Annotated in this window: 22 protein-coding genes; 11 read left to right on the top strand and 11 right to left on the bottom strand. The window is 75.6% G+C overall.

Translation table 11 applies throughout. The features are described from left to right. Positions 1-93: 93 nt before the first annotated feature. The 6 genes from K7862_RS32955 to K7862_RS32930 all read right to left on the bottom strand — a co-directional run bounded on the left by K7862_RS32955 (position 94) and on the right by K7862_RS32930 (position 8,541). Positions 94-987, bottom strand: coding sequence for a hypothetical protein (locus K7862_RS32955; protein WP_222968701.1), 894 nt, complete (start codon positions 985-987; stop codon positions 94-96). Positions 988-1,344: 357 nt separating this feature from the next. Beyond that, a complete protein-coding gene (locus K7862_RS32950) occupies positions 1,345-1,617 on the bottom strand; it encodes a hypothetical protein (protein WP_222968699.1) in 273 nt (90 codons plus the stop codon). Positions 1,618-1,807: 190 nt separating this feature from the next. Beyond that, positions 1,808-4,933, bottom strand: a complete 3,126-nt coding sequence (locus K7862_RS32945; protein WP_222968697.1) for a ricin-type beta-trefoil lectin domain protein — start codon at positions 4,931-4,933, stop codon at positions 1,808-1,810. Positions 4,934-5,737: 804 nt separating this feature from the next. After that, entirely contained in the window at positions 5,738-5,911 is a 174-nt protein-coding gene (locus K7862_RS32940; protein ID WP_222968695.1) for a CsbD family protein, read from the bottom strand. A gap of 309 nt (positions 5,912-6,220) precedes the next feature. Further along, entirely contained in the window at positions 6,221-7,396 is a 1,176-nt protein-coding gene (locus K7862_RS38345; RefSeq protein ID WP_308012322.1) for a 1-acyl-sn-glycerol-3-phosphate acyltransferase, read from the bottom strand. 248 nt (positions 7,397-7,644) lie between these two features. Further along, positions 7,645-8,541, bottom strand: a complete 897-nt coding sequence (locus tag K7862_RS32930; protein WP_222968692.1) for a patatin-like phospholipase family protein — start codon at positions 8,539-8,541, stop codon at positions 7,645-7,647. Between the two features lie 147 nt (positions 8,542-8,688). Between K7862_RS32930 and K7862_RS32925 the strand changes: the two genes are divergently transcribed. After that, positions 8,689-9,636, top strand: coding sequence for a DUF4232 domain-containing protein (locus K7862_RS32925; RefSeq protein ID WP_222968690.1), 948 nt, complete (start codon positions 8,689-8,691; stop codon positions 9,634-9,636). 299 nt (positions 9,637-9,935) lie between these two features. Here K7862_RS32925 and K7862_RS32920 read toward each other — a convergent pair whose 3' ends face one another. Next, on the bottom strand, positions 9,936-10,175 hold the full coding sequence (locus K7862_RS32920) for a hypothetical protein (RefSeq protein ID WP_222968688.1): 240 nt from the start codon (positions 10,173-10,175) through the stop codon (positions 9,936-9,938). Between the two features lie 165 nt (positions 10,176-10,340). Between K7862_RS32920 and K7862_RS32915 the strand changes: the two genes are divergently transcribed. From K7862_RS32915 to K7862_RS32905, 3 genes are all read left to right on the top strand, one after another. Further along, positions 10,341-10,556: a hypothetical protein gene (locus K7862_RS32915; RefSeq protein WP_222968686.1), complete on the top strand. Its 216-nt coding sequence runs from the start codon at positions 10,341-10,343 to the stop codon at positions 10,554-10,556. Positions 10,557-10,714: 158 nt separating this feature from the next. Next, positions 10,715-11,182 (top strand): nuclear transport factor 2 family protein, encoded by a 468-nt coding sequence (locus K7862_RS32910; protein WP_222968684.1) that lies wholly within the window; start codon positions 10,715-10,717, stop codon positions 11,180-11,182. Positions 11,183-11,307: 125 nt separating this feature from the next. Beyond that, positions 11,308-11,943 (top strand): TlpA family protein disulfide reductase, encoded by a 636-nt coding sequence (locus K7862_RS32905; protein WP_308012321.1) that lies wholly within the window; start codon positions 11,308-11,310, stop codon positions 11,941-11,943. Between the two features lie 189 nt (positions 11,944-12,132). Here K7862_RS32905 and K7862_RS32900 read toward each other — a convergent pair whose 3' ends face one another. After that, positions 12,133-12,540, bottom strand: a complete 408-nt coding sequence (locus K7862_RS32900) for an ester cyclase (protein ID WP_222968682.1) — start codon at positions 12,538-12,540, stop codon at positions 12,133-12,135. Positions 12,541-13,155: 615 nt separating this feature from the next. Here K7862_RS32900 and K7862_RS32895 point away from each other — a divergent pair. From K7862_RS32895 to K7862_RS32875, 5 genes are read left to right on the top strand one after another with little or no spacing between them, the layout of a single operon-like run. Then, the gene (locus tag K7862_RS32895; RefSeq protein ID WP_372461713.1) at positions 13,156-13,344 is read left to right on the top strand and encodes a hypothetical protein; all 189 of its coding nucleotides are present in this window, start codon (positions 13,156-13,158) and stop codon (positions 13,342-13,344) included. Positions 13,345-13,354: 10 nt separating this feature from the next. Then, positions 13,355-14,113 (top strand): hypothetical protein, encoded by a 759-nt coding sequence (locus tag K7862_RS32890; protein WP_222968678.1) that lies wholly within the window; start codon positions 13,355-13,357, stop codon positions 14,111-14,113. Then, entirely contained in the window at positions 14,110-15,210 is a 1,101-nt protein-coding gene (locus tag K7862_RS32885; RefSeq protein ID WP_262414178.1) for a DUF6895 family protein, read from the top strand. The genes K7862_RS32890 and K7862_RS32885 overlap by 4 nt, the downstream gene beginning before the upstream one ends. After that, positions 15,207-16,127, top strand: a complete 921-nt coding sequence (locus K7862_RS32880; RefSeq protein ID WP_222968676.1) for a DUF6895 family protein — start codon at positions 15,207-15,209, stop codon at positions 16,125-16,127. Before K7862_RS32885 ends, K7862_RS32880 begins: the two co-directional genes overlap by 4 nt. Further along, complete coding sequence (locus tag K7862_RS32875; RefSeq protein WP_222968674.1) at positions 16,124-17,314, top strand: serine hydrolase domain-containing protein; 1,191 nt, start codon at positions 16,124-16,126, stop codon at positions 17,312-17,314. Before K7862_RS32880 ends, K7862_RS32875 begins: the two co-directional genes overlap by 4 nt. 84 nt (positions 17,315-17,398) lie before the next feature. Here the strand turns inward: K7862_RS32875 and K7862_RS32870 are convergent, their stop codons facing one another. Beyond that, entirely contained in the window at positions 17,399-19,366 is a 1,968-nt protein-coding gene (locus tag K7862_RS32870; RefSeq protein ID WP_222968672.1) for a bifunctional metallophosphatase/5'-nucleotidase, read from the bottom strand. 501 nt (positions 19,367-19,867) lie between these two features. On the opposite strand from K7862_RS32870, the gene K7862_RS32865 reads away from it, so the two are divergent. Then, positions 19,868-20,593 carry a VOC family protein gene (locus K7862_RS32865; protein ID WP_222968670.1) on the top strand — a complete coding sequence of 242 codons (726 nt, stop codon included), beginning with the start codon at positions 19,868-19,870 and terminating at the stop codon, positions 20,591-20,593. Positions 20,594-20,848: 255 nt separating this feature from the next. Continuing rightward, positions 20,849-21,025, top strand: a complete 177-nt coding sequence (locus K7862_RS32860; RefSeq protein ID WP_222968668.1) for a hypothetical protein — start codon at positions 20,849-20,851, stop codon at positions 21,023-21,025. Positions 21,026-21,072: 47 nt separating this feature from the next. Here K7862_RS32860 and K7862_RS32855 read toward each other — a convergent pair whose 3' ends face one another. Together K7862_RS32855 and K7862_RS32850 are read right to left on the bottom strand one after the other, a co-directional pair. Next, positions 21,073-21,345: a hypothetical protein gene (locus K7862_RS32855; protein WP_222968666.1), complete on the bottom strand. Its 273-nt coding sequence runs from the start codon at positions 21,343-21,345 to the stop codon at positions 21,073-21,075. A gap of 93 nt (positions 21,346-21,438) precedes the next feature. Continuing rightward, complete coding sequence (locus K7862_RS32850; RefSeq protein ID WP_222968664.1) at positions 21,439-22,320, bottom strand: alpha/beta fold hydrolase; 882 nt, start codon at positions 22,318-22,320, stop codon at positions 21,439-21,441. Positions 22,321-22,557 lie beyond the last annotated feature (237 nt).

Raw genomic sequence — 22,557 nt, 5'->3', positions numbered from 1 at the left:
ATGGCGTTGCGGATGCGGGGGGGCGACGGGGGCGCCGGGAGCGGTGGGTCGCCCGGGGGCGGGCCGCCGCGGCGGCCCTGCACGGGGCAGCGGTCAGAACTCGTCGGTGCCGCGGGTCGTCAGGCCGTACTGCTCCGCGATCGGGTTCCAGGCCTCCACGAACGCGGACTTGGCCTGCTGCGCGGTCGTGCTGTCCTTGCCGCCGGCCACGTAGTCGCTCTGCTGGTGGGTGGTGGCGGGCTTGCACGATCCGCCGGCCAGGGCGGTGGCCCAGCGGGCGTAGTCGGCGTCGGCGGTCGCGGAGGCGTTCAGCGCGGTGCTCAGCAGTTGCGCCGCGTCGGGCCCGCCGGTCACCGCGTCCATCGTCAGGGCGGTGGCCTGCTGCGCCAGCGAGGTGCGGGAGTCGGCGTCGTTCTGGAGGGTCGTGGCGTCCTGGCTCAGGCCCGCGTCGGAGCCGCACTGCCCGGCGTCGGCGACCGCCGCCGAGACCTGGGTGCGCTGGTCGGCGGACTGGGAGATCAGGTCGTCCAGCGCGGTGACCTGGCTCTGCGGGTCCGCGGTCGGCGAGGGGTCGGTGGGCGACGGCTCGTCGGTGACGGTGCTGTCGCCGGTGTTCCCGGTGGTGTCGCCGACCGCGTTGTCCGTCGCCGTGCCGTCGGCGCCCGCGTTGTCCGTGCTGCCCGTGCTGTCGGTGCCGCCCGTCACGAAGGGCGCGCCGGAGTCGAAGTCGCTGCCGCTGGACGATCCGGAGGAGCCGCCCCACGTCCACGGGTGCAGGGCGAGGATCAGGCCCACGGCCAGCGGTACGGCCAGCAGCCGGTAGAGCGTGACCCGCACGCCGCGCTCCAGCGTGCGGAAGACGGCCGTGCCGTACGTCTCCTGCGTGGCGTGCGTGGTGGGCGTGCTGTGCGTGCGTGGCGCGTGGGGCTCCGGCCCTGGTGCGGGTGCGTCGTCCGGGTCCGGCCGGTGGTGCGTGCCCGTCGTCATGGTTCCCCCCGACGTTGAGTTGCCGAAACCGTACTGGCCGGGGCGGCAACACAGAGTCAGGTCGGTCGATTTCGGGCCCCTCGGTCCCAAACGATACGTATCGGGCCCAACGTTGCCCCGGTCGGGGAGGCGGACGCCCGGTTCGCGACGTCCGGATCACCAGACCACCTCGCGCCGACGCGGCGGCCGTGGCCAGGAGCAGGAAGGCGCCGGCTGTCCAGGATCGGGGCGGAGCACGGCCTTCGGTGCTGGCGGCTGCGTCCGGGCCGGGCCTGCGGCGTTCGGCCGGATCCGCCGCGAGGCGTCACGATGGCTCCCCGGGCCCGGGAGCTGTGCACCGGCGCGGCCCGTCGGGCGTCAGCCCTTGCAGGTGGGGTCGGCGAGTATGACGGGGGCGGCCTCGCGGGTGGTGACGAACGCACGGAAGCCCGGGGCGCCGGCCACGCACTTGGTGGCGATGTTCGCGAAGTGGTCGGGGAAGTTGGTGACGCTGGCCGGGCTGTCGTCACCGCGGTGGTTGGAGACCGGGGAGTCGCCCATGCCGCGCTTGTCGCTGGAGCACCCGGCGAGAGCGGACACGGCCACGACGACCGACACCACGGCGGTCAGATACCTCGAACGGCGCTTCATGACATTCCCCTTTTCGCACTGCCGGCCGGACGCGGTGAAGGACTCACCGCAGGCGTCATCGGTTCCCGACCCGCGCGCATCCGCCCTGCTCCGGCCACCCGCCGCGGTCAACGGCGGCCGGGCGCACCCCCCGGGTAGAAGGGGGGCTGCGCCCGGTCGCCTCCGCAAGACCCGCTGACGCCTCAGCGCGTCAGGAGGGAATCGTCCACTGCTGGTCGGCCGTGCCCTGGCAGGGTTCGATGACCAGCCGCGTGCCGTTGGTGGTTCCGGCGCTGGCCGCGGTCAGGCACTTGCCGAGCCCGGACGTCAGTGTCCGGGCGGTCCGGTCGTAGGTCCACTGCTGGGAGACGCTGGAGTTGCAGGTGTAGATCTGCACCGGTGTGCCGTCGGCGCTGGAACCGCCGCGCACGTCCATGCACTTGGCCATGGCGCGGACCGTGCCGTCGCCGGGCAGCGACCAGGTCTGGGCGGCGCTTGCGTTGCAGTCGTAGAGCTGCAGCGCGGTGCCGTCGGCCGGGTTGCCGCCGGAGATGTCGATGCAGCGGGCGCCGGCGGCCGCGGTGACCGGGGTGCTGCAGATCGCCGGGCCGCCGGTGGCGGCCGGGTGGCGGGTGGTCAGGTGCAGCGGCCTGCCGGGGGTGACGGTGTGGAGCGTGCCGTTGCCGTCGCGGACGGCCAGCGGCGGCCCGGAGCGCAGGGTCAGGGTCGTGGTGGCCTGGCCGACCGAGACGTCGAAGGTCCGCCCGTGCCATTTCAGGCCGGTGATGTTCACGCCCGGCAGCTGCTGCGGCAGGAACGGGTCGACGGTGACCGCGTCGGTTCCCCAGCGCAGCCCGGTGAAGCCGTAGAGGAACTGCTGGAGGTAGCCGCCCTCGCCGGTGGTGAAGGTGAACGCGCCGCCCGAGCGGGTCTCGTGGAACTGGTCGAAGGGTGCGGCGATGAACGGGTCGGCGCTGGCGCGCAGGTGGTCGTAGGCGGTGCAGCCCGGCGAGCCGAGGGCGGCGGCGTCGATGGTGGCGATCGCGTCGGTCATCGACGGTCCGTCGGGGTCGGTGTGCTGGGTGTAGTAGTCCAGGTCGCTCTGCGCCAGGCCGGCCGGCATGGGCACCGCCCACGGGTACTGCAGCAGCGTGACGTCGGCCTGCTTGACCTGCTGGCCGCTGTAGCCGTCGAACTCCGGGTGGATGCCGGCGGCGGTGTCCACCGGGATCTTCAGGCCGTCGGCGACGGTGGTCCAGGCCGGGTCGGGCGTGTGGCCGGTCAGGGCCGCGGCCCGCACGGCGATGCGCAGGGACGCCTGCGCGCCGGCGTCGGTGCTCGCGCTGTTGTCGACGTGGTCGTGGTACTCGTCGGCGCCCTGGACGTCGTCGATGTCGTAGCCGCCGGCCGCGTCGGGAACGGCGCGGGTGGCCCAGTAGTCGGCGATGTCCTTCAGCACCGGCCAGGCCTTGTCCTTCAGCCAGGCGGTGTCGCCGCTGGCCTGGTAGTACTGCCACTGGGCCAGGGCGATGTCGGAGTCGATGTGGATCTCGTCGTTGCCCTCGTTGTTGCCCGGCGGGATCGTCTCCTTGCCGGTCAGGGAGCTCTCCCAGGGGAACTTCGCGCCCTTGACGGGGTGGGCCGGGGTGGACAGGGCCGCCGCCGCGGCCTCGGCGGCCGGCAGCAGCTTCTGCCGGTAGGTGTCGGCACTCTGCGCGATGTCGGGGTGCTGGGCCAGCAGCGCCGGGTACATCCAGGTCTCCATGTCCCAGAAGACGTGGCCGTTGTAGCCGTCGGAGGACAGCCCGCCGGGGCTGGTGCTCCAGGTGACGCCGGCGCGCATGCTGGCCAGCAGGTAGAACATCGAGGCGCGGATCTGCGCGGTCGTCGCGCTGTCGCCGGGCACCGAGATGTCGGACTGCCACAGCGCCGCCCAGGCGCTGTCGTTGGCGGCCATCGTGGCCCGGTAGCCGTCGTCGGCGGCCCGGGCGGCGGTGCGGGCCGCGGCCTGCTGGGGGGTGGCGGCCTTCAGCGGCCGGTCGGTGTCGACGCTGGAGGCCACACCGACGTACTTGGTGATCTCGTACGTCTGCCCGGCGCGGACCGCGAGGGTCGCGCTCTGCCCGGCGCTGCCGTCGGCCGGGACGGTCAGTGCGGTGGTGTGCTCGGTGTGCCCGCCGATCCGCAGCACCGAGTTCAGGGCGGCCGTCACCAGGTTCCCGTCGGTGGCGACCGTCTGCGTCAGCGTCGCGTTCTTCGCGTCGACGGCCCAGGCCGTGGCGGTGGCGTGGTCCAGTCCCTGGCCGTCGAACTCGTCGACGACGCCGGCGGTGCCGCTCCAGTGCGGCACCGCCCGCAGGTCGACCGTGCCCAGGTGGCCCTGCGCGCGGTCGGCGTCGACGGTGTAGACGAAGCTGGTCCGGTCGCCGTCCGGGGAAGTCCAGTCGAACGAGGTCGTCAGGGTCCCGGTGCGCAGGTCCAGCGACTGCCGGTAGCCGCTGGTGGTGCCGGTGGTCGCCGGCGCGATGCCGGTCGGCGGCTGCCCGCCGGCCGGGTACGGCGCCAGGTAGTCGACGTTGACCCGCGCGGTGTCGCCCTGCGCGACGGTGATCTGCAGCGTGTTCGAGCCGGCCGTCAGCGTCACGGGCACCTTCGCCACCGCCCAGCTGTCCCAGCCGCCGGAGTCCGGCAGCGTCAGCTGCTGCAGCGTGCCGTTGACGCCGAGGTGGACGGTCTGCGGGCCGCCGCTGCCGTTGGCGTAGCGGACGTCCACGGTGGCCGGACCGGCCGGCGCGTCGCGGACGGTGAGGCTGTCGGTGCCGCCGACCGTCGGGATGTTGTCGGTGTTCAGGCCGGCCAGGTAGCCACCGGCGACCGAACCGCCGTGGGAGGTCTCCACGAACGCGCCGCCGGAGATCTGCCCGTCCCTGGCCGGGCAGATCTGGTCGAACGCGCAGCTCCAGTTCCCCGGCACCCCGTACACCCCGCCGCTGCGGCCGAAGCCGAGCGTCGTCCACGTCGGCAGGCTCGCCCGCCGCTCGAACTGGCCGGCCGGAGCGCCGTAGAAACCGGCGAGTTCGGACTGGGTGACCACGGGACTGCTGGAAAAGCCCTCGCCGGCCGCGGGCACCCGCGCGGCCAGATAGCCGTTGCCGACGAACGTCGGCGCGTAGTTCTTCGAGGTGTCGCCGGTGCTCAGCACCCAGCCGTCCGCACTGCCGGTGCCGGTGGCGGTGCCGGTGGCGGAGTGCGCCTGCGCCGCGGCGGAGGTGACGGGCGCGGAGGAGGCGGGTGTGGCGGTCACGCCGCCGCCGATCAGGCACCCGAGGGCCAGCACGACCGCCGCCCTGCCCGCCCCCCGCCTGCGTGTCGTACCGCGCCGGCCCGTCGGGGACAGGCGTGGCGGGGCGGGTCTGTTGTTCACGGCAACGCTCCGGTGAGACGAGCTTCTGCGATCCCAGAAGCAGCGGCGTGGCGTGGAGACCGCCACCCCGCCCTCAGCCCCGCGTCACTGACGGTCCGTCAGGTCCCGGGCGTGCCGCGGCCTCGCGGACGCTCACGCTACGGTCCCCCTATTAGGCCGTCAAGAGTCGGAAAGGGTGCCGGATTTCTTTCTGTAGGCGGTGGAATAGCGGGTGGTGGGACGGGGTGGTCCCGGGCCGACCAGGGGAATTCCCCGCCGGGGAGCCGCTCGGCGGCGGGATGGGGGCAGGTAGCTGCCGCCGGGCGGACGCATCCGGTGCGGGGTGGTGGGGCGCGCGGTGTGCGGCGCGGGGGCTGGCCGGGCGCGGCGGCGGGTTGCTTCGGGCCGGGCCGGGGCCGGGGCCGGGCGGGCCGGTGAACTGCTGGGCGGGGGCGCTGGATTGCCGGCTTCCGCCGGTGGGAAGCCGTCGTGGGCGGCAACCGGAGGGGCGCACGCCGGGAGCGCGGGTTGCGGCGGGTTGCGGTACTCCCCTGCCGACGGGGGACCGGACGCCGTCGAGCCGCCAGGACGCGGCGGATGTGCGCCGGGGGTGCGGGAAACGTGCCCGGTGGGCGGGCAGGCGTTGCCGGGTGGGGCCGGGCGTGTCGGCCGGGCCCGGGACGGCGGTCGCCGGCGTGTCGGCGGCTTCGCAGCGCGCCGGCACGCCGACGGCAGCCGTCAGTGGCGGCCGGTGTCCTTGACCGATTCCTTGGCCTGGCGGGCCTTGCCCGCGACCTCGGCCGCGTGCCCCTTGGCGATCAGCGTCTTGTTGTTCGTGGCGCGTCCGGCTGCCTGAGCGACCTTGCCGACGGCCTGCTCGACCTTCGCCCGGACCTTCTCGTTGGCGGCCATGCCGCTCACCTTCCTCGGTTGCCAGTGTCAGGACCCGGTTGTCAGGACCTCAGTTGTGCGCCTGACCGTGCAGGGCGCCGATAAACGCAGGGGGGCCGCCGCGACAGCGGGAACACGGCTGCCGCGCACGGTGGTTGGGGCCACGCCCGGGTGGGCGTGGCGGGCCGGCGCCCGGAGGGGTTGCGGCAACGGCCGCTGCGGCAGGGCACGGTGGGCCGGGCGGCGCCAGGAAGCCGCACGGAACGGCCCGAGGGCCTGGCCGGGCGGATGGGGCAGGTCCGCGCTGGACGGCGGGGACGGTCCGGGGCGTCAGACGTGGGGGGTGGCCGGGACGGCCTGCGCGGCGGTCCAGGCGTCCATGCGTTCCCACTGGCCGAGCAGCCACTCACTGCGTGCGTCGTCGCCGTGCGGGATGTCCGCGGCCGGGACCCGCCACCAGTGCACCCGCACCCGGCGCGGCAGCGGCAGGAACGACCAGGCGGCGCGCGGCGAGGCGATGACGTCCAGGCCGGCGTGCGCGACGAACACCACGTCGGCGCCGGGGGCCGCCGCCAGGGCCGCCAGGCTGCCGGTGTCCCGGGGCGGCAGCACGTAGTGCAGACGCGCGGCCCGGGCGGCCCGCCGGTACTGCCCCAGCCGGCGCAGCCGCGCCACCGCACGGTGGTGGCGGCCGGGGGTGAAGTTGCCGCCCTCGGGGAAGATCACCAGCGCGTCCCCCGGCCGCAGCCGCGCCGCCAGTTCCGCGACCGCCTGCGCGGCGCTGCCACGGGCCGGCGGCAGGAAGCAGTGCGGGACCCGGCCGAGCAGGACGTCCAGGCACGGGTCGAGGCGCAGCAGCCCCTTCAGAACGGTGAACGGCCGCAGCTGCGCCTGCGCGAGCAGGATCTGCAGCAGCAGGAAGGAGTCCCCGAGGCCTGCGTGGCGCATCAGCACGACCAGCGGAGCGTCCGGCGCGGCCGGGGGCAGGGCGGGCGTGATCCGCACCTCCAGGCGGAACAGCCGCTGCGCGACCCGGCGCAGCATCGTCAGCAGCCGGGCCAGCAGGGCGAAGGCGTGCGTGGCCCGGCGTTCCCGGCCGGCCGGTCCCGGCCGGGGGTGGCGCAGGAACGACCCGGTGGCGGCCAGCACACCGGCGAGGTCGGCCAGCAGGTAGAGCAGGACGAAGGCGGCCATGCGGGCCGGCCGCCACGGGCCGCGCGTGACCAGCGACACCGGGGCCGTCAGCACGGTCGCGGCCACCAGCACGACCGCGGCCACCGGGATCAGCGCGAGCAGCACCGTGACGGTCGCGGTCCGCCTCGCGATGGTGACGGCCGCGGCCGCGGCCGCCGCGACGGGGGTGCGCGGTGGCGCCGGTGACGGCCCGTCGGCCCGGCCCGCCGTCCCGCCCTCCTGCGGCCGGACCGCTCCCCCGCCCCGACCTGTCCCCCGAGCCGCCTCGGCCTGGCCGCCGCCCGCGGGCACCGGTTCGGGTTCGCCGGCCACCGGCCCGGGTTCGCCGGGGCGGCGCTGGGGCGGTACCGCGACCGGGCCCGAACCCTCGGGCGCGGCCGGGCCGGTCACAACGGCCTGCGAGCCCGTATCTCCCTTACCGGCGAAGGGAGTTGAGGCGCTCCGGGCGGTGTCACCGCCGCCGTCCGCGGCCGGGCCCGGCGCTGGGACCGGGGTGGGCGCGCCGGCGTCCTGCGGGCCGGGGCCGGGTGTTCTGCCGCCGGGGGCGGTGCCCTCGCCGGTCATGGGGAGCCGTCCGCGGAGGTGGCGGCGGCGTCCTTGCGGGCGGCCAGGGCTTCGAGGTAGCGGGAGGAGGCGGTGTAGGCGCGTTCGATGCGCTGGGCGGTGCGGCCGAAGGCGTGGTGGCGCAACTGGCCCAGGGAGGCGGCTGCTTCGCCGGGGGTCGCGCCGGTGGGCAGGACGTGCACGGTGACATGGTCGGGCAGGTCGGCCATGTCGCGGGCGAAGCGGTGGCGCCGGGCGATCTCGAAGGAGACGGTGGCCACCTGCCAGGGCAGCCGCGGCGGGGTGAGGGGCTGTTCGATCCGGCCGACCTGCAGCACGTAGATCTCGCGGGCGCCCAGCGCCACCGCCCGGCCGACGGGGATGCTGTTGACCAGGCCGCCGTCCACGAAGTGCTCGCCGTCCACCGCGACCGGTGGCAGCAGTCCGGGCACCGCGCTCGAGGCCAGCACCGCCTCGACCAGCGGCCCGGCGGTGAACCAGTGTTCGGCGGCCTGCTCGATGCTGGCCGCCACGCACTGGAACGGCACCTGGAGGTCCTCGATGCGGGTGACCGGCAGGTGGGTGCGCAGCAGTTCCAGCAGCGGCGCCGGGGTGTAGAGGTGGGTGCGGCTGCGTACCGCCGTGGTCAGCCGGGCCATCACGGACCCGGTGAACACCCCGGCCCGGCCCAGCCCGGTCCACAGGTCGATCAGGCGGCCGACCGCGGCCGGTGAGGGGTCGGCCGCCACCGCCGCGCCGTTGATCGCGCCGACGGAGGTCCCCAGCACCATGCGCGGCTGGACGCCCGCGGCGAACAGCGCCTTGAGCATGCCGACCTCGCAGGCGCCCAGCGCTCCGCCGCCGCCCAGCACGAACGCCGGGCCGGACACGTCACTCGCGCTGTGCTGCTCCATGCAGGGCGCGTGCCCCGCCGCGCCTGCCCCAACCCGCCCAAGCCGGACAGGGGTCGACTCCGCCCGGGCGGGTTTGTGACAGACCTGGCGCAGTCGGCGTGACCGGCGTCACGGCCGCCGCGGGTGCGGGGCTGCTCGACTGGGGCCATGCGCCGTGACCTGCTTGTCCTGTCCACCGCCGCCACGTTCGGCGCGCTGCTGCTCACGGCGTGCGGAAGTCGACAGGCCGCCTCGAGGCCGCCGGCCGACACCCCCACCGCTTCCGCGGGCACGTCCTCGTGCACCACGGCCGCCACACCGGACGGCCCGGACGGCTCGACGGGCCGGCGGGCATCGTCCGCGGCCGTGCCGGCGGAACAGCAGGAGGAGGCGGCGGCGGACGGGGTCCGGCTCACCGGCGCGATCGGCTGCCAGGCCTTCGAGGTCACCAACACCACCGACGCCACGGCCACGTTCACGATCACCTTCGACGTCGTCTCGGACGCCGGTGCGGCGCTGTCCGGTGCGCGGCTGACCGTGGCGTCGGTGCCGCCGGGGCGCACCGTGCGCCGTGCGGTGGAACCGGACGGGCCGACCGGGGGCGCCGGGGGCCGGCGGGTGCGGATCGTGAAGGTCAGGAGCGTGCCCACCGCCCAGGCGCCGTCGGCCTCGGGCCCGTGTCCGGCCTCCGGGGTGCGCCTGTACGCCGACGACGGGGACGCGGCCATGGGCCTGCGCGTGGTCGGGCTGCACCTGGGCAACTGCGGCACGCGCCCCTACACCCTCGGCGGCTACCCGCGGTTGGCGCTGTTCGACGCGGCCCACCGGCCGGTCGGCTCGGTGGCGATCCTGCACGGCGGTGACGCCGTCGCCACCGGCACCGGAGCCGACGGCCCGCCGCGGCGCCTGGTGCTGCGGCCCGGGCAGGGCGCCCACGCCGAACTGGTCTGGCGCAACACCACCGGCCCGGACGGCGCACCCGTCGACGCCCCGTACGTGCAGGTGGTGGCGGAACCCGGCGCGGCGCCGGTCATGGTGACACCCGAACTGGACCTGGGCACCACCGGCAGACTCGCCGTCGGCCCCTGGCAGAGCGACACCGCCGCGCGCGGCTGACGCGGCGCGGGCCCGGCTCGTAGCTGCGGCCCGGGGGGCGTCCCGTCCTGTCCGCAGGGGGTGCGGGCCGGGGCAGCACCCGGGGTTCCGCGCATCGGGGCAGGGACGGAAAGCGGGGAAACCCGGCCGGCTAAGGGGGAGCCGGCCGGGGGTTCGAGGGCGGGGCGGAGGGCGGTCGCCTCTCGGCGAAAGGCTCCGTGGGGCTTCAGCCGAACGATCTTCCCCACGGGCGGAAGGTGAGGCCCGGGGACACTGTTCCCTCCGCACCCGCACCCCGTTGAACCGTGAACCACCACGGTTCATTCCCCGCCCCCGGCAAGGCCCGCGCCCCCGGTGTGCTGGACGGGGCTGAGCCGGTGGCCCGGGTGCCTGCTGCACCGCCGGCACCCCGTCCGCGGCGACGCGCCGGCCGACAGCGGCACCGCGTGCACGGAGTGGAAGCCGCCGCCCAGCCGGGAGTGGTCGCCGGGGTGCCCGGCGACCGGCCGGGCGGCCTCGGTGTCGGCCACCGGCCGGCCGCCGGCGAACGCCCTGGCCACCGCCGTGGCCCCCCACCGCCGCCCTCGCCACCGCCCCACCGCCGCGCCGCTGGCCGCCCGAACCGGTCCGGACCCGCCCGGCGGACACGGGCCCGCGGGCGGCTTTCGGCGCCGATGTCCCGGTCTTCCGTTTTCGGACCCGCCTTCAGCGGTCAGAAGGAGGCCATGACGCACTATCCGATGACCCACATCGACCTGACCCAGGCCGGCAACGACGGGCGCGGCAGCGCCGGGAGCGCGGCGGCCCCCCACGGCCGGCACGCGCGCCCCGAACCGGCGACCCACCACGCCGCCGGTTCCCTGCCGGCCGCCCACATCCTGCTGCTGTCCCTGTCCGCGCTGGTCGTCCTGGCCGCGGCCCTGCTGGTCACCCTCACCTGACCGCCCCGGGCGGCGGTGCGGCACAGGCCGGCCGCGTCCCGGGGGCGGGCGGGCCGCGGTGGCCGGGGGCGGCGGGATGCTCTTGACTGGGGCTGCCCAGCGGCCGGGCCGACCCGCGCCCGGCGCGCTGGGGAACCGTCGCACTGAGGAGCTGGCGCATGGACAGCAGGCCCCCCGTCCCCCCGTTCACCCACCAGAGCGCCACGCAGAAGGTGCGCCAGGCCGAGAACGGCTGGAACTCCCGCGACCCGCACAAGGTGTCGCTGGTCTACACACCCGACAGCCAGTGGCGCAACCGGGCGGAGTTCGTCAACGGCCGCGAGGAGATCGTCGCGTTCCTGACCCGCAAGTGGAACCGCGAGCTGGACTACCGGCTGATCAAGGAGCTGTGGGCGTTCGAGGGCAACCACATCGCGGTGCGGTTCGCCTACGAGTGCCACGACGACTCCGGCAACTGGTACCGCTCCTACGGCAACGAGAACTGGGAGTTCGACGACAACGGCCTCATGCGCCGCCGTATCGCCAGCATCAACGACCTGCGCATCGCGGAGTCCGAGCGTAAGTTCCACTGGCCGCTCGGCACCCGCCCCGACGACCACCCGGGACTGTCCGACCTCGGCCTGTGACCCCCGGCCGGCCGCGGGCCGCCGTACGGTCACCGGAACGCCCCCTGGACCCGATCGGTCGTCGGCGCAACCCGCCCGCCGGACCTGCCCGTTGGGCGGCCGGGGCCCGGTGGGAGACTGACGCCGTGTCCGTGCCACGCCTCCGGCGGCGTCTGCTCGCCGCGGCCCTGCTGACCTGCGCCCTCGCGTCCGCCACCGCGTGCACCTCGGGCGCCCCGCAGGCCGGGTGGGCCGATCCCGGCAACGTCGCACTGCCCGGGCCGGTGCAGGTCGCCCCCGCCGACCGGGTCGCCGCACCGGACCTGTCCGGGCCCACCGTGACCGGCGGCAACCAGAGCCTGGCCCACTACCGCGGCCGGATCCTGGTGGTGAACGTCTGGGGCTCGCTGTGCGGGCCCTGCCGCGCCGAGGCCCCCTCCCTGGCCGAGGTGGCCCGCGACCTGAAACCCCAGGGCGTCAGCTTCCTCGGCATCAACTCCCGCGACCTGTCCCGGTCCGGCGCCGCCGCCTTCGAAAAACACTTCGCCGTCCCCTACCCCAGCCTGTACGACCCGCACGGCGCGCTGCTGCTGCGCTTCCCCCGCGGCAGCCTCAACCCGCAGGCCATCCCGGCCACCCTGGTCCTGGACCGCCGGGGCCGGATCGCCGCCCACTACCTCGGCGCGCTCAGCGAGAGCCGGCTGCGCGCCATGATCGCCCCCTTGCTCGCCGAACAGCCCGCACCCCCCTCGGCGACGCCCCCGCCACCGGCCTCCCCCTGACCCTCTCCCCGCTGACCCTCTCCCCGCTGACCGTCTCCCCGCCGACCGGTGTCCCCGCTGGAACCCGGTCCCCCCCGCAAAGAAGTCACCGCCCGCGGCCACCGGGAGGGAGTTGCGGGGCCGCGGGCGGAGCCGGAAGGGGCGGAAGGGGCGCAAGGAACGAGGCCGGGGAGCGGGAGGAACGGGCGGTCAGGCGAGGCCGAGCTGGCGCATCATGCCCAGTTCGTCGCTGCTGCCCCAGCGCTCGACGAGCTTGCCGTTCTCGAAACGGCTGATCTGCATGCCGCGGTAGCGCACCTGACGGCCGGTCGGCGCGTGCCCGGCCAGCTCCCCGCTGTGGGTGCCGGTGATGGTGTAGGCGAAGGCCAGTTCGTCGTCGGTGGCCATCAGGTGCTCGACCTCGACGTGCAGGTCCGGGAAGGCGCGGCGCAGATCGGTGAACATCGCCTGGTAGCCCTCGGGGCCGGTGCCCTGTCCGGGCGCGGGGTCGTGGTCGACCGCGCCCTCGGCCACGATCTGCGTCAGCACCGCGAGGTCGCCGCTGTTGACGGCCTCGCCGAACGCGGTCTGGGCGGCGATGTTGTCCTGCTGGGACATGGCACTCCTCGGTCGGTGACGGCGTCCGCCTGCCTGGCCGCTGCGCCGGAACGGCCCCTTCCCACCGATCCTGGGCAGCCGGCCCGCCCGCCGGGTCCGACACGCCACAGCCACCCCCGTTCGGCCCCGCCCGATCGCCCGTCCGCCGCAGCGACCCCGGCCACCCGCCCGTGCCCGTATCCGTATCCGTATCCGTATCCGTGTCCATGTCCGCGGGCACGTGCGCCCGCGGACATGTCCGTCCGTGCGCCGGTGTGCGCCCCCGTCCGCCCCCGCGCTCCCCTCCCCGCCGCGCCACCCCCGCGACCCCGGTTCTGGCATATTCACCACCGCCGGCGCGCCGCGCTCCGGAATTCCACACCCCGCCCCCGCGGGGCGCCCGCGGCGAATATCGGCCGGAATATCATATGCGGTAATCCCCATTCACTGTTCCGCCCCGAAAGAGCGAACATCTACCCAGGGTTTCGCGCCGCAAACGCGGCTCTCACCTGCCACTTGGGAACACGCGGTCAACTCTTGAATTCTGCACGACCTTGCTTTTGCACCCTGCCGGGATCCGCGCTTTGCTGGATACACGAACTGTTCACCCGAATTGAAGTGAAGGGGATGGTGAAATTGTCGTCCGCCGAGCGGTTCACCACGGACGTGGAGAAGGTGCGGGAGACCGACATCGAGGCGGCTCTCGAGCCCCAGGAAGCCGAGGGCGTGTACCGCGACAGCACCGAGTGCGCGGCGCTCGCGCTGAACGCCGGCACGATCGGGCTGCTGCTGTCGCCTCCGACGCCGCGGCCCAAGAAGGGCTGACGGAGGATCCATGGAGCAGACAGGCACCTCTTCGCGTCTGACCGAAGCGGTGCAGAGTCTCGCCGCAGACGTGGTCTCCGCTCTTCGGAGCGGGGACCGCAGCGGTGTCCTCTGCGCCACGGCCGGGCCCGGCGCGGACGGCGACGTCGCGCTGGCGGCGATACGGGTCCTGGCGTCCGACGCCCTGCTGCCGCAGGTGCTGGCCGCCGGCCCCGCCGACCCGGCGGACCTGGACGTCTTCGGGCGGGCGGTACGGGCCTTCCCGCCGGCGCCGCACTCCTCCCCCGCCTCCTGCTGGAGCCACTGGGGCATGACCCGCACGCTGGCCGCGCTGAGCCGCCCTCACCTCCCGGACCTCCCCGGCGGCCCCGGGACTGCCGGTGAGCCGGCCGCCCGGGCCGGCCATCGGCCGGGCGCCGGCACCGAGCCGGACGGGGCATGGCTCGATGACGGCATGAGTTGGCAGGACCTGACGCGGCGGCTGGCGGTGCTGGCGCCGCTGGCGGTGCCCGGCAGCGGCTGCGCCCCGGCGCGCACCGCCGCCGCCCGCACCCTGGATCTGGCGCGCGGTTTCGTGCGGGCGGTCCGCCGCCGGGACTGGCTGCAGGCCGCGGGCGCGGCACGCTGGCTGGCCCTGGCACCGGACGTGCCGGCGAGTCTCGGGCTGGCCGGCGGCCTGGACTTCGTGCAGTACATGGGCGGCCAGGACACCCGGGTGCTGCTGCACACCGACGCCGCCCGCCTGATGCTGACCGGGGCCGCCGTATGAAGGCCCCCGCCGCCGGCGCCCCGGCCCGCACCCCGGCCCGCACCCCGGCGACCGGCGCCGGCACCGCCGGGACCGGGCCCTTCGGGGCAACCACCGGCGGGGCCGGGAACGGCGGGCAGACCCGGGAGGCGGCCGCGGTGGCCGGCTGCGCGCGGCGCACCGCACGGGCGGCCCTGGACTGGCTGAGCGCCCACCGCGGCGGATTCGCCCTGGGGACGGACCCGCTGGCCGCGGGCGCGGACGCCAACCGCACCTGGAAACCGCTGGGGGAACTGGCGCAGATGTGCGCCGTCGTCAAGCACCTGACCCCGCCCGGGGACCGGCTGCACGATACGGCGGGCGATCTGCTGGCGTACGCCTGGCAGCAGACCGGCGCAGGGCGGCTGCTGCACGACCTGATGCGCCTGGAGCCGTTCGCGACGTATCCGCTGGAGGTCTACGCGGCCTTCGCCGGCGGCGGGCTGCGCCACCAGGGTGTGGAGGAGGCCGCGGCCACCCTCACCGCGACCCGCGGGTGGCGCACGACCGAGCAGCAGCCCAACCGGCGGCTGGGCATGGCCAACACCGAACGCCGGGCCGGGCTGTCCCCGCACCTGGCCGCCCAGGTGCTGCTGCGCCGCACCTGGCTGGGCGCGCTGCCCGAGCCGTGGACGTTCGAGCGCACCGCCGGCTACACCCTGACCCACGTGGTCTTCCACCTCACCGACTGGGGACTGCGGCCGCAGGCGGTGCCCGCGGACGTGGCCGGCTACCTGACGGCGTGGCTGCCGCCGTGGCTGGACACCTGCGTGGAGGACGGGAGCTGGGACCTGACGTGCGAGCTGCTGGCGACCGGGGCGAGCCTGCCGCGGCCGCTGCCGGCGGCGTTCACCGCCGCGGCCTGGCGGCGGCTGACGCAGGCCCAGGACGCCGCCGGGGCCCTGCCGGAAGCAGCCCGCAGCGGCGGCGGCCCGCTGCCGCGGGTGTTCGAGACCTGCTACCACTCCACCGTCATGGCCGCGTTCGCGGCCGTGCTGACCATCGCCCGCACCCCCCGGCCGCCGGACGGGCCGCCGGGCGGGCCGGGGTCCGTGTCCGGGACGGGAGGCAGCGCATGACCAGTACGCGTCTGGTCCACGGCGTCGGCGCGAACGCGCTGGAATGGCTGTACGCGCACCGCGAGGGTTTCCGGCTGGAGGTGGACGCCGACCCCGAGGTGGGCTTCCTGGAACGCTTCAAACCGGTCGGTGAACTGGCGATGATCTGCGCGGTGCTCTTCCGCGAGGGAGTGGCCGGCTCCCGGCAGGCGGACCTGGCCCGGCGGCTGCTGGACCACGCCTGGCTGCAGACCCTGGACGGCGGGCGGATGCTGGTGCGCGGCCACCGCACCGAACCGGCCTCCCCCATCCCCTTCGAGGTGTACCTGCCGTTTCGTGAACTGGGCCGCTCGGTACCGGAGATGGACTACGCCCTGGGCGTCTGCGCCCGACTGCGCGCCTGGCAGGCCCGCGAGGTCGCGCCGGTACGGCGGCTGGGCCTGTCGGCGTTCGCGGCCCGCTTCGGGCTGCCGCCCGACCCGCCGGTGGCGCAGGCCGCCGCGCAGACCTGGCTGGGCCGCACCCCCGAGCCCTGGACGGTCGACGGCCACACCGCCTACGACGTCACGCACACCGTCTTCCACCTCACCGGCTGGGGCGAGCACCCGCAGGACCTGCCCGCCGACGTCGCCGCCTACCTGACGGCGTGGCTGCCGGCGTGGCTGGACGACTGGCTGGACCTGCGCCGCTGGGACCTGCTGGGCGAACTGCTGTGCGTGGACGCCTGCCTGCCGCAGCCCACCCTCGACCCGGCCGCCTGGCGCGGCTTCGCCGCCGCCCAGCAGGACGACGGGGCGATGCCCGCGGTGCGGGAGATGCCGCACGGCGACCCCTCGGACGTCTTCGACGTCGTCTACCACTCCACCCTGGTCGCCGCGTTCGCCTCGGTGCTGGCCACCTCCCGCAGCCTGTCCCGCCTCGCCGGCGCCGCCCCATGACCTGGGCACCCCGCCCGGAGGCCGCCGTCGCGGTCCTCGACGCGGCACAGGCCGCCGGTCAGGGGCCGCTCGCGGCCCGGCTGGCCGCGGCGGTGGCGGCGGTGGACGCCCCCGACGTGGTCTTCGCCTACTCCCGGCACGGCCGGCGCACCGTGGTCTGCGGCGGCAGCGCCCCGGACACGCCCGGCGTACGCGCACACCTGCGGTACGAGATCGGGTCGGCGAGCAAGGTCTTCACCGGCCTGCTGCTGGCCCACCAGATACACACCCGCCAGGTGCGGGCCGCCGACCTGGCCGCGGACCTGCTGACCGCCGCCGGCCGCGACCAGAGCCCGGCGCCGGCCGCGCGGCGCGGCGCACGCCGCCCGGCAGCCGGCGCGGTGACGCTCACCCACCTGATCACGCACACCTCCGCGCTGCCCCGCCTCCCCCACGGCTTCTACCGGCAGGCACTGCCCCGCTGGTCCACCCAGCCCTACGCCGGCTACGGCACCGACCGCCTGGTCCGCGCCTTCCTCACCAGCCGCCCGCCGCACCGGCCCGGCACCCACTGGCACTACTCCAACTTCGGCGTGTCGGTGCTGGGCCACGCCCTGGGCGCGGCCGCCGCGGAGCGCTGGGAGGACCTGCTGACCCGCCGGATCCTGCACCCCCTCGCCCTCCACGACACCCGCCTGCAGCCCCGGCCGGACCACCGGCCGCCCGCCCCCCACACCACCGCCCCCCACACCACCGCACCCCACAACGGCGCAGACAGCGGCGTGGACGGCGAAGGGTTCGGGGACGCGGTGGGATACCGGGCGGACGGACTCACGCCGGTGCCGGGCCTTCAGGCCGCCGGGTTCGGGCCGGCCGGCGGGGTGCGGGCAACCCCCGGCGACCTGCTGGCGTTCCTGGAAGCCCACGCCGACCCGGCCGGATCACCGCTGGAAGCAGCCCTGGCCGCCGTCCGGCATCCGGTGCTGCGGCGCGGACGGCGCCACGAGGAACACACCCTGACCTGGTTCCACCACCCGGGCGCGGCCGGCCCGTTCTGCTTCCACGCCGGGGCGACCAGCGGCCAGCAGGCGTTCCTGGGCTTCCAGCCCGCGACCGGCACCGCACTGGCCGCGGTGTGCACCCGGCGCTTCCGCCGCGGCGACGCGCTGGTCCCGGCCGCGTACGCGCTGCTGGCCGACGACCTCTGAACCACCCCTGAACGGCCGCTGAGCCCCGCCCCGCACCGCACTGCCCGGCGGGCCGGTGTGCGGCGCGGGGCGGGGGGTGGGGTGTCAGCAGGGGATGGCGAAGCCCCCGCGGCGGGCGCGGGTCAGCGCGGCGGCCACCGTGCGGGACTCGGCGGCGGCGTCCTGGCCGGCCACCAGCGCCGCCGAGGAGGGCACCGCCGGCGCCGGGACGGTGCCGACGCGGGCGGCGGGCGTGTCCGCGCCCAGGGCCGTCACCCGGTCCAGCGGGGCCGGGGTCAAGGTGGCGCGGGCGCGGACGAACTCCACGAAACTCTCGAAGTCCCGCACGTGCCGGACCGCGTCGGTGAAGCCGGCGAACGCGGTGAACCCGTCGTCGCCCAGCAGCGTGTAGGCGGTGGCCGCCAGCCGGTAGGAGGCGGCGACGTCCAGAGCCGCGCCGTCGATCGTCACGTCCTGCGCGCGGACCCGCGAGCCGGCCGGGGCGGTGGCGTCGAAGGCGTAGCGGACGTTCCCGGAGACCGCGAACGGCGAGAACCGCAGCGTGCCGTTCGCGGCGGTGCTCCACTGCTGTTCCAGCGCGTCCAGGATCTGCTGCCCGGTGACGGTCACGGTCAGGATCGGGTCGCCGTAGCCGACGGCGTTCCACGCCTGGGCCAAGGTGACCTGGCCGCCGGAGGCGGTGTCCATCGTCAGGTCGCGGGCGATGACGACCGAGCCGGTCACCGGCGCGGTGGGCACCAGCGCCAGATCGGCGGGCACGTCGGGCTGGTCGTTGCCGTCGTTCATCGGCCCCAGCGGCTGCCGGCCCGCCCAGTACGCCCAGTCCGCCACCAGATCGCCCATGGTGCTCTCCCCGGCGGTGTTGCGGGCCCGGGTGAACGAGGCGCTCTGCCGGCCGATGACGGTCCGGCCGCGGGCGGCGGCGTACCCCGCCCAGTAGTCGGCGACCTCCTGCAGGTCCGGGTCCGGGGCGACGTCACGGGTGTTGGGATGATTGACCGAGGTGGTCAGCTCGCGCACGACCCGGCCGGTGCGCGGGTCCAGCCGCAGACTGATCTCGTTGATCAGCTGCCCGTAGCAGCCCGCCTCCACGAACGGCCGCGGCACACCGGCCGGGTCGGGCACCATCATGGTGAAGCGGCAGTGCCAGTGCCCGGTGACGATCGCGTCGATGTCCGGGGAGACCCGCAGCGCCAGGTCGTAGGCCGGGCCCGAGGGGTTGCTGCCGGTGGTGAAGTCACTGCCGGCCACCGCCCCGTCGTGCATGCTCAGCACGATCGCGTTGACCCCGCGCGCCTTGAGCTCGGCCGCGCACCGGTTGGCGGTGGCCACCTCGTCCAGCGAGCCCAGCGCCGGCTGGTAGGACGTCGACCCGATCTCGGTGCCGGCCGCCGTCAGATGGATGAACCCGATCGGCAGCCGCCGCCCGCCGCCGGCGTCCACCCACTCGATGTTCCACGGCGGCAGCACCGTGCGCCCGGGCCGCGACCACACCATGTTCGCGCTGTAGTAGCGGAAGTCCGCGCCGCGAAAGCGCCGCCCCCCGGAGTCGGGGAACGCGTCGTCCCGGCCGATCACCGGGAACGGCACCCCGTGCTCCATGTGCTCGACCAGGAACGACGGCGACTTGTCGAACTCGTGGTTGCCCGCCGTCGCGAAGTCCAGGCCCATCCGGTTCAGCGCCTCGATGGTCGGCTCGTCCGCCAGAGAGCAGGCGTCGAACTCCCAGCCGGAGAACAGATCCCCCGGCGCGAAGAAGATCGAGTTGCGGCGCCCGGCCCGCAACTGCTCCAGATGCGCGGCCATGTAGGCCACCCCGCCCACCGTGTACGGCGTGCCGCCCGCGCCCAGCACGGTGGCGTTGCCGCCCGGCGCCGCACTCAGATACCCGTGCAGATCGGTGATGTTCAGCAGCTGAACGTCCACCAGGTCGTGCGCGCTCGCCGCGTCCCGCGCGTCCGCGCTCGCATACGCCGGCGTCCCCACCGCCGCCATGGTGATCGCGGCCCCCGCCGCCGTCACCAGTTGCCGCCGTCCGATCTCCCGCGCCATCTCGCCCCTCCTGCCGCGTGGTTCACCCTCCGGCCGCCGGTCGGCCAGAGGCCGTTTCCTGGAACACAACCCCTCCCGCGCCACGCCGGCATCACGCCAGGGGGGCGCGGACGTGAACAGTGCCGAGCCGACTGCGCGGTAACGGGACGTACCCGTTGGGGCCCGGGAGACCCGGGCGCCGGATGAGACCCCCCAGAAAAAGCCGTTCAGGCGTTCCCCATGGGGCGCATGGTGCACCGGCCGGCCGGCACCCCGCAGCCCCCCGGCCCACAACGGCCGGAACTGTCCCCTCTCCCCGGGCGGCAGGCGAGGCGGGATGGGGGTGGCGCGGGGCGCGCAGGGGGCGGGGGTTGGGGTTTGGGGGTTGGGTGGGGGTGGGGAAATTGCGTTGCGGGCCCGGCGGCCGGCTCCTAGCGTCGTGTTCTTCACCCGCCAGGCCGCGGGCGGCGCCGGGCCCTGCCCGCGACGCCGGGGCCGCCGGCAGATCGGAGGCAGGGCCGGATGACGCCCCGTCGAATCCACGCGCTCACCTTCGACGCCCACGACCCGCAGCGCCTGGCGGAGTTCTGGGGCACCCTGCTGGACTGGCGGCCGGCCGGCGACGACCCGCACGGCCCGGCGCTCGTTCCCGGCGACGACACCGGCTTCCGCCTGCGCTTCCGCGCCGACCGGCGGCCCAAGACCGCCCAGAACCAGATCCACTTCGACCTGACCAGCACCGGAGCCGACGGCCAGCAGCACACCGTCGCCCGCGCCCTGGACCTGGGCGCCCGGCACATCGACGTCGGCCAGCGCCCGGAGGAGGACCACGTGGTCCTCGCCGACCCCGAGGGCAACGAGTTCTGCGTCATCCCGGCCGGCAACTCCTTCCTCGCCGACTGCGGGTTCCTGGGCGCACTGTCCTGCGACGGGTCGCAGGCCGTCGGCTACTTCTGGAGCCGGGCCCTGGACTGGCCGCTGGTGTGGGACCAGGACCAGGAGACCGCGATCCGCTCCCCGCACGGCGGCCCCAAGGTCACCTGGGGCGGCCCGCCCGTCGCCCCCAAGACCGGCCCCAACCGGCTGCACTTCGACCTCACCACACCGCCCGGCACCAGCCTCGACGACGAGATCGACCGCCTGACCGGCCTGGGCGCACAGCGCCTGGAGGACACCGCCGGCCACCCCGGCGCGATCGCGATGGCCGACGTCGACGGCAACGAGTTCTGCCTCCTGCCGCCCCGATAACACCCCCCGGGCCTGTCCGCCCCGCGCGCCGCCGCGGGGGCGGACCCGCGCCACTGCCGCAGGTCGAGAGCCCCGGCGAACTCCAGCCCGCCCTGCGGGACTTCGCCGCCGCGCACACCACCACCGGCGGCCGCGGGGTGAGGGACCCGCCCCGCGACCACCCGGCGCCGGGGCGCGGGCCGGAGGCCGGATCGAGACGCGTTCGCAACCGCGGCGCGCGCCCCCGCGGCCGGCCCGAGCGGCATCATCACCGTCATGGGGGACATCCGCGGCTGGCCGGACCGGCCCGAAGGAGTGCACCAGCCGAAGGAGCGGGCCGGCAGGGTGGACGGCTGCCTCAACTGCTGCGCCGCCGCGCTGGTCGCCGTCCTCCTCGGCGTGTGCCTGTGCGGGTACTGGCTCGCGCACGCCACGATCCGCATCCCCTTCTGACCCTCCGGCACCCGCACGCCCGGCCCCTGGCGTCCTGGCGCCGGCCGTCAGCCGGGGATGTCGGCCTGCCAGTCCCAGCGGCCCGCATCACCCGGGCGCGGGGCGTAGACGACGCGGCCGCCGGGCCCGTAGCGGCCCACCTCGGTGACCAGCGGCGCGCCCGCGGACAGGTCCTGGTCCGTCCAGCCGGTGACGTCCAGGAGCAGGCCGTCCAGCGCCCCGCCCACCAGCTCCACATAGGCGCGGCCCGGCCGCGGCCCGGGGTCGGGGTCGTCGTGGTCGGCGCCGTACACGCGCCGCAGCATCCACCTGGCATCCATCCCGCCAGCCTCGCAGCCGGCACTGACACTCCCCCGCCGCCGGTGCCGGTCAGAGCGGGGCCGGGCGCGAGTACGAGCGCGAGTGCGGGGGGGTCAGCGGGTGAGCAGGTCGGTGACGGCCGCGGTGATCTCCCCGGGGGCCTGTTCGGCCATGAAGTGCCCGGCGCGGGTGAGGCGGTGGTCCAGGTCGGGCGCCCAGGCCTTCCACACCGCGGCGGCGTCGTAGCCCAGGTGGGCGCCCCAGTCCTGCTGGACCACCGTGACGGGCATGGCCAGTTGGGAGCCGGCGTCCAGGTCGGCCCGGTCGTGGACGATGTCGATACCGGCCGAGGCGCGGTAGTCGGCCACGATCGAGGGCACCGCGGCGGCGCTGGCCCGCAGGTAGGCGGCGCGGACGGGGTCGGGGAACAGGCCGGGGGCGGCGCCCCAGGCGTCGAGGAAGGACCCGAAGAAGGCCGGCGCGCTGCCGGCGATCATCGTCTCCGGCAGGCCGGGCGGCTGCGCCATCAGATACAGGTGGTAGGCGACCTGGGCCTGCACACCGTGCAGCACGTTCCACATGTCCAGCGTCGGCACCACGTCCAGGATGCCCAGGTGCGTGACCGTCTCCGGGTGGTCCAGCGCGGCCCGGAAGGCCACCAGGGCGCCGCGGTCGTGGCCGACCAGCGCGAAACGGTCGTGGCCGAGCGCGGCCGCGGCCGCCACCACGTCGGCGGCCATGGTGCGCTTGGCGTACACCTCCTCGCCGGTGGCGGCCGGCTTGTCGCTGGCGCCGTAGCCGCGCAGGTCGGGGCAGATCACCGTGTGGGTCGCGGCCAGGCGCTCGGCGACGTGCCGCCACATCAGGTGGGTCTGGGGGAAGCCGTGCAGCAGCACCACCGGGCTGCCGCTGCCGCCGACCGCCGCGGACAGCTCGACACCGCCGGCCCCGGGCAGGCGGGTGAGGTCGAAGCCGGGGATCACGGGCGTCGTCATGACAGGTCCTTTGCGCTGGGGTGCGGGGGATGGCCCAGCGTGCGCGACGCCGATCAGCAACCGATCAGCAACCGATCGGCGGGCAACCGCCCGGCGCGGCCGCCCCCGCAGGCCACGGCCCGGCGGTGCGCTGCCGCCCCGGCCGGGAGCGGTGGCCCGGGGGGGGAGGCGCGGGGCTGCGCCCGGGCCGGGCCCGGGATCGGGTCCACCGTGAAGTGGGACCCGGCGAAGGCCGGC

It is taken from the genome of Actinacidiphila acidipaludis, from assembly GCF_019890725.1.
Taxonomy (GTDB): domain Bacteria; phylum Actinomycetota; class Actinomycetes; order Streptomycetales; family Streptomycetaceae; genus Actinacidiphila; species Actinacidiphila acidipaludis.
Note: the sequence above shows the minus strand (reverse complement) of the source record. Positions and strands in the feature narration are given on the sequence as shown.